We start from the raw sequence: 6,387 nt of genomic DNA on the forward strand, positions 1-6,387 counted from the left end.
GGTCGGCGACACGGGGCAGAAACATAAACGCACAAAACTCCAAATGCAAATCATTTTTATTTACATCAGCATTTCCACAAAGCATAATGGCGCCTAGTTGAAGCATTCATCCGAGACGCGTTGTGAAAACACCTCTACGACCGATTACCCTGCTGCTGGCTCTGGCCTGCCCCCCCGCTCTGGCCAGTGATAAAGCCGACCAGCTGGATCAGCTCACCCGCCAATGGCTGGATACCGAGCGCCAGGCAACTCATTTGCAGAATGACTGGTTGCAGCAGAAGCCGGCACTGGAACAACGCCTGACCCTGCTGAAAAGCGAGCAGGCACAGCTGCAGGCACTGCTCAGCGAAAATCACGACAGCCGCGACGAAGTAGAACAGAAGCGTAACGAGTTGCTGCAACAGCAGGCACAACTGGAAAGCGAACAGTCTGGTGTCGCAGATGTTCTGCAGGCCCTGAGCCGTCGACTGGACGCTCTGCAACCGATGCTGCCCCCACCACTCCAGACCGGCTGGAATAAAAGTGAAGGCGCAGAAGACGATGCTCTGCGTCTGCAGCTTGCCCGCCTGAATCGGCTGAAAGAATTTAATGAACGCGTCACGCTGCACAGCATGCGCCTGCCACATGAATCCGGAAACGAAGTGCTGGTACAGCAGCTTTATCTGGGCCTGGCTCAGGCGTGGTTTGTCAGCGCCGATGGTGAATACCGAGGTTATGGCCGTGCAGAGCAAGGTCAGTGGCAGTGGCATTTCAGTAAAGAGATTAATGCCGCCGATATTCAGCACGCCATCGCTATCGCCGAAAAACAGAAGCCAGCAGCGGATATTGCACTGCCTTTTACGCTTAATACCACCCAGACATTGGCGGAGGCAGCACAATGAAACATCTTTTTCTGAGCCTGTGCCTGGCACTGGCAGCGAACAGTGCAAGCGCTGCTGCCAGCGATCTTGAAAAGAATATGCTGACGCGCATTACGGCCGCGGAAAAACATCTTGCCAGCAATGAAAAAAATATTGCGACAGAGCGTGCCGCCCTTGCCCGCGAACTGGGCAAGCTCGAACGTTCCGTGAATAAACTGCAGGAACAAACCGCAGCGGCACGCCGTCAGGCAGATGAAAAAAATCTGAGCCTGACCCAACTGCAGCAACGCTTGCAGCAGTGGACCAGTCAGCATCAGTACCAGAGCAATCTGGTACAGCAATTTATGCGTCAGCAATCCATCAGCAGTAACAGCCCGTCACTGAGCGCTCAGCTGGAACAGATTCTGGCTATGGCAGCCGATAGTGAACAGTGGCTGGAGCCACAATGGAATGCCATTGAACTGGTGCAGGGCAACGGCGTTATTACACCAGCCCAGCGCCTGAGTCTGGGCCCGGTACACTGGGCAGTAACCACCGACTCAGCTTTCCGCAGTGAACTGCGCGACGGCGAATGGGTCACCCTGCACTCTGTTAGCAGCAATGATCAGCAGACCTTAAACAGTCTGCGTCAGGGCAGCACAGAGCAACTGCCACTGAGTTTTGATCCAAGCCTGAGCATGCTGTCACAGGTGCCGGATGAAAGCGTCAGCGAACACCTGCAGAAAGGTGGCATCTGGGTGGTTCCGATTCTGTTATTCGCCCTGCTGGCATTAACCATTGCCGTTATTAAAGCGCTGCAGTTATGGCGTCTGCCAGAAATTCAGGCAATCAGCCCATCACGTCTGACTCAGGCTATTAACGATAAACAGGATGTCGATGGTATTGCCGGTATGCAGGCTGCTCTGCTGACCGTTGCCCGCGAGATTCCGCAACAGCAGGAGCGTGACGATCAGCTGTTCCTGCAACTGCAGCACAACCGCATTCAGCTGGAACGCCGTCTGACCGCCATTGCCATTACCGCCTCGGTATCTCCATTGCTGGGTCTGCTCGGTACGGTGAGCGGCATGATCGAAACCTTCCGCATGATGACACTGTTTGGCTCCGGTAATCCGGAAGTGGTGTCTGGTGGTATCGCTCAGGCGCTGATCACCACCGAACTGGGTCTGGTAGTGGCCATTCCGGCACTGGTGATTCACTCGCTGCTGTCGCGCCGTGCCCGAGCTTATTACCAGCAGCTGGAAAACTTCGCACTGTTGCTGAGCAAAGCTGACAACAACAGCAACGATGAAAAACAAATCAATCCACGTCAGGAGGCGTTATCCGCATGAGTCATGATGTTCTGAATCAGATTGCCGCCAGCGGTATGTGCTGGATTATTCTGACCCTGGCGCTGGTGTGCTACCAGCAACTGGCATTGCGCTGGCTGACGCCGGTATCTGAGCTGCGTGAAGGTTGTGATGGTGCCGATTGTTTTATCCCGACCATGATTGCCGCCCTGCCGTTACTCGGTTTGCTGGGCACCATTATGGGCCTGCTTGATTGCTTCGCCGCGCTGGCCTCAGGTCAGAGTGGTGCGGATTTATTCAGTGCCGGTATTGGCGATGCCCTGCTCACCACGCAACTGGGTTTACTCTGTGCACTGCCTGCCTGGCTACTGCACAGCAGCCTCAACAGCCGTATTAACCGCAGCCTGAGTCTGCAGGCGCAGGTAGCCTGATCATGCGCAGCCGCCTGCAACAACGACTGGAACAGCAGCCGACCCAGGGCATCGATATGTCGCCGCTGCTGGACGTGGTATTTATCCTGCTGATCTTTTTTATCGTCACCACGGTGTTCGTACGCGAAACCGGGGTAGAAGTGGATAAACCACAGGCACTGTCAGCCACCACGCTGGAACAGAATGTGATTCTGATTGCCGTCACCGCCAACGGCGATGTGGTGTACGACGGCAGCAATATTGGTGTTGCCGGGGTACGCAGCACCGTTGCTCAGGTGCAGCAACGCGGACCGCGTCCGGTGGTGATTCAGGCCGACAAGCAGGTGGAAGCCGAACGTCTGCTACAGGTCATCGACGAAGCCAAACTGGCGGGTGCGCAAAGCGTCAGCATTGCCGCGCTGAAGTCCTGAGGGCGCTGCATTGAAAACGGCCCTGACCACTCATTCGCCTCTGCGCCGCCAGCTACTGGCCGCCGCTGCTGGCGTTGCTCTGATTGTATTGCTGTTGGTTTTATTGTTGCTCAGTCAGCGTCTGCCGGAAATGACCGACCCAACACTGGAAGTGCGTGAAATCAGCCTGGCGTTGCCACCGCCTCCGCCCCCACCGCCGGCACCGGTGACACCACCGCAGAATGCCGTACCGCTGGATGTGGCCACCGCTGGCAGTGGTCCGTCGTTACCGGTACTGGATGTGCCGCAGGAAATTACCCTGACGGCACCGGCAGACCCGCAACTGAATGTGCAGGAAATTAAGTTCAGCGATATTGCGCCGGACTGGGATGCCTTCGACCTGAGCGAACTCGATAGTCTGCCAACACTGCTGACGCCAGTGAGCATTACCCTACCCGCCAGCCTGAAGCGTCGCGGGGTAAAACTGGTATCGCTGCGGCTTGAAGTCACCATTAATGAACAGGGACAGGTCAGCCTGAACCGCATTGTTGAAAACCCGTACCCCGAATTAAATCCGGAAATTCAGCGCCTGATCCGCAACAGCCGTTTTACCGCACCGCAAAAAGACGGTGCCAGTGTACGTGCTCGTTTTATCTGGCCAATTGATATCAAGCCCTGATGCCTGTTAACACAAAGAGATACCGCATGATGATCGCGACTATAAATACCCCTGTTTTGCGCCGACTGTTTACGCTGTGCAGTCTCACATGCGGCCTTATTTTCACGCCGTTAGCACACAGCGCCAACAGCCCGCTATCCCTGTCGCTGGCGGAGCCGCGCTGGTCGTTTCTGATCGAAAACCAGATGGACCAGAGCGATGTTATGCAACTGGCCAGCGCTGAACGAACCTTTGCCCGCACCCTGCAGCCATTACTGGCGGAGCAGAAGTACAAAGACGTTGCAGCACTGCTTAAGGAGCGCAGCGACGAAGAAGACAGCGCCGCCATGAGCCTGTTACGCGGCCAGGTTCTGCTGTCGATCAATGATATTAAAGGCGCTGAAAAAGCACTGAAAAAAGCCACTGAAAAAGCGCCACAACAGGCCGGCGCCCATCGCAGCCTGGCATTGGTGTATATGCAGCAGAAACGCTACAGCGAAGCGCGCGTTCACCAGCAGAAAGCGCTGGAGCTGGGTTTGAATGATGCACAGCTTTACGGTCAGCTAGCCTTTACCAATCTGCAATTAAATAATGCCGCTGCAGCCGTCGCCGGTTATCGCCAGGCACTGTTTTTACAGGCCGACAATAACGAGTGGGCGCGCGGTCTGCTGTATGCTTTAACTCAGTCACAGGCTCTGGATCAGGCCCAGGCTCTGGTGGAAGAATTACTGCAACAGCAAAGCGATAAGCGCGAGCTTTGGATGATTCGCAGCCAGATCGCCATGCAGCAGGAACGTCCGCTGCAGGCCCTCAGCAGTCTGGAGAATGCCGTTGCACTGGGCGAAAAAGAGCCGTCAAATCTGGCTACTGCTGCCCGTTTGCATCTGCGTCATGGCAGCCCGCAACGGGCCGTGGAGTTACTTACCCTGCCAGCCGTTATGAAAACACAGATTGATACCACCCTGGCCGATACTCTGGTGCAGACCGCTTCATGGTTAGTACACGAACAACAATGGCAAACGCTGAATAAACTGCTGCAGGCTACTGCTAAGGCCAACCTGCCGGATAGTGCTAAAGCCGGTCTGAACGTCAGCCGTGCCTATATGGCGCTGAATAAAAAAGACAACAGTGCAGCGGAAAAAGCCCTGCGCACAGCACTGGAAAACCTGCCAACCTCCGGCGATGCTCTGCTGGCACTGGCCGACCTGCTGCGAGATCAGCAGCGTCATCAGCAAGCTATTATGTATTACCTGCGCGCTGAAGCTTTAAGCGCTTACCGCGAAAGAGCACTGCTTGGCCGTGCACAATTGCATATTAATCAGCGTGAATTTAATGATGCACTGCAGCTGCTGACTCAGGTCGTACGTGATAATCCGCAACGTACGGATCTTTACGCCAATATTCGCTCACTGCGCAATCTGGTGCGTAACGAGAGCTGAAATAAAATAAGCCAGCTAAGCTGGCTTTTCTTTTCTCTTAGCGCAGCTCCCCCCACTGAGGTACACGGCTTCTGCCGCTAATGACACTCAGCCCCCCGCCCGGCCAAGGCAGTAATAGCCAAGGCTGGCACAGGATTATCTAGAACCCCATCTGCAAAGCCTGTCGCATGCCCTATGGCTGGCGGACACCCTTGCTTTTTCCGCCGTAGAAAAAAGCAGCTGACAAACCTGCACTCCAGCCTGCCTCTGGCGCTGCTGGTGCTATCGTGTTTCAGTGACTGTTGTAAGGAGGTGTGAGCGATGCATACCGGGCACCTTGTTCAACATGGAGATTTCCGGCTGACCGTTAATGGACAGATTCTGGTGGCGTACGTCAGAGGCAGCTGGAATGAAGAAGCCGCAGAGGCTTACAGTGATGAGTACCAGCAGCAGGCATCACGCCTGAGTGGTAACTGGGGCCACCTGGTATTTCTCGACGAATGGTCGCTGGGCATTCCCGAGATTGTTCCGGTGATCCAGCAACTGGTCAGCTGGAGCATAGAGCACGGGCTGACGCGGGCAGCCCATGTCTACAGCCCATCCATGCTTAAGCGCCTGCAGCTGGAAGAAATGATTCATGATGGTGGTGCCTTTATTCACAAGGGATTCGCCAGCGTGGAAGATGCCGTTAACTGGCTGCAACAGGAAGGCTACGCGCTGCAATCAGCGGTCAGTGTTTGCTGGCAGGAGTAACCCTCCCGCCAGAGCATTATTCTGTGTACGGCCACATTGTCAGATGAGGCCGGCCAAACCCTGCGTTACAATCAGGCTTCAACAGAATCTGATGCCCAAGAGTTGTTATGAAAGAAGCCCTGCGCAAGCTGTTTTCACCGATCCTTAACCCACTTGAACAGGGAGAAGGTCAGTTCGCCTACCAGCCGTCCCATCGTAAAATCCTGATGGTTATCGGTGTGCTGTTCAGTATGCTGTCGGCCTTTGCCATTGCTGCTGCCGTATTTGCACAGCAGTGGGGAGGGTTACTGCCCGGTGCAGTATTCCTCAGCGTCGGTGTCGTCTGTGCGGTGGTGGCTTTTCTTGGTAGCGACAGAGCCGTCGCCCGCCTGTGGAAAAGTAAATAACAGGCATAAAAAAACGGCCAATGCGCCATTGCTGTCCCACAAATTTTTATTTGAACTTTTGCTAGATATTCCAGGCCCCTTGTCCTCATAGAGGGGCCTTCCGATACGTCGGACCGCCCCTATCGCCGGACGGGCTATCTCCCCGCTTCGCGCTGTCCTGGCTCGTTTGCCCTTGAAATCTCGATATTTCCTGACCTCGCGCCCCA

General features: G+C 55.2%; 8 protein-coding genes. All 8 read left to right on the top strand.

Features of this window, described 5'->3' with window-relative positions; translation table 11 throughout:
- The first annotated feature begins 122 nt into the window (after positions 1 to 122).
- The 8 genes from I9W95_RS08650 to I9W95_RS08685 all read left to right on the top strand — a co-directional run bounded on the left by I9W95_RS08650 (position 123) and on the right by I9W95_RS08685 (position 6,181).
- The gene (locus I9W95_RS08650; RefSeq protein ID WP_225673889.1) at positions 123 to 881 is read left to right on the top strand and encodes a DUF3450 family protein; all 759 of its coding nucleotides are present in this window, start codon (positions 123 to 125) and stop codon (positions 879 to 881) included.
- Entirely contained in the window at positions 878 to 2,188 is a 1,311-nt protein-coding gene (locus I9W95_RS08655; protein ID WP_225673891.1) for a MotA/TolQ/ExbB proton channel family protein, read from the top strand. The genes I9W95_RS08650 and I9W95_RS08655 overlap by 4 nt, the downstream gene beginning before the upstream one ends.
- On the top strand, positions 2,185 to 2,577 hold the full coding sequence (locus I9W95_RS08660) for a MotA/TolQ/ExbB proton channel family protein (RefSeq protein ID WP_225673894.1): 393 nt from the start codon (positions 2,185 to 2,187) through the stop codon (positions 2,575 to 2,577). The genes I9W95_RS08655 and I9W95_RS08660 overlap by 4 nt, the downstream gene beginning before the upstream one ends.
- 2 nt (positions 2,578 to 2,579) lie before the next feature.
- Positions 2,580 to 2,987 (top strand): ExbD/TolR family protein, encoded by a 408-nt coding sequence (locus tag I9W95_RS08665; RefSeq protein ID WP_225673896.1) that lies wholly within the window; start codon positions 2,580 to 2,582, stop codon positions 2,985 to 2,987.
- A 10-nt stretch (positions 2,988 to 2,997) separates the two neighbouring features.
- Entirely contained in the window at positions 2,998 to 3,645 is a 648-nt protein-coding gene (locus I9W95_RS08670; protein WP_225673898.1) for an energy transducer TonB, read from the top strand.
- Positions 3,646 to 3,671: 26 nt separating this feature from the next.
- Positions 3,672 to 5,063 carry a tetratricopeptide repeat protein gene (locus I9W95_RS08675; protein ID WP_225673899.1) on the top strand — a complete coding sequence of 464 codons (1,392 nt, stop codon included), beginning with the start codon at positions 3,672 to 3,674 and terminating at the stop codon, positions 5,061 to 5,063.
- 363 nt (positions 5,064 to 5,426) lie between these two features.
- A complete protein-coding gene (locus I9W95_RS08680) occupies positions 5,427 to 5,795 on the top strand; it encodes a hypothetical protein (RefSeq protein ID WP_225673901.1) in 369 nt (122 codons plus the stop codon).
- A 107-nt stretch (positions 5,796 to 5,902) separates the two neighbouring features.
- On the top strand, positions 5,903 to 6,181 hold the full coding sequence (locus I9W95_RS08685) for a hypothetical protein (protein ID WP_225673903.1): 279 nt from the start codon (positions 5,903 to 5,905) through the stop codon (positions 6,179 to 6,181).
- Positions 6,182 to 6,387 lie beyond the last annotated feature (206 nt).

This window comes from Thalassolituus marinus, from assembly GCF_020320395.1.
In the GTDB taxonomy this organism is placed as follows: Bacteria; Pseudomonadota; Gammaproteobacteria; order Pseudomonadales; family Oceanobacteraceae; genus Venatoribacter; species Venatoribacter marinus.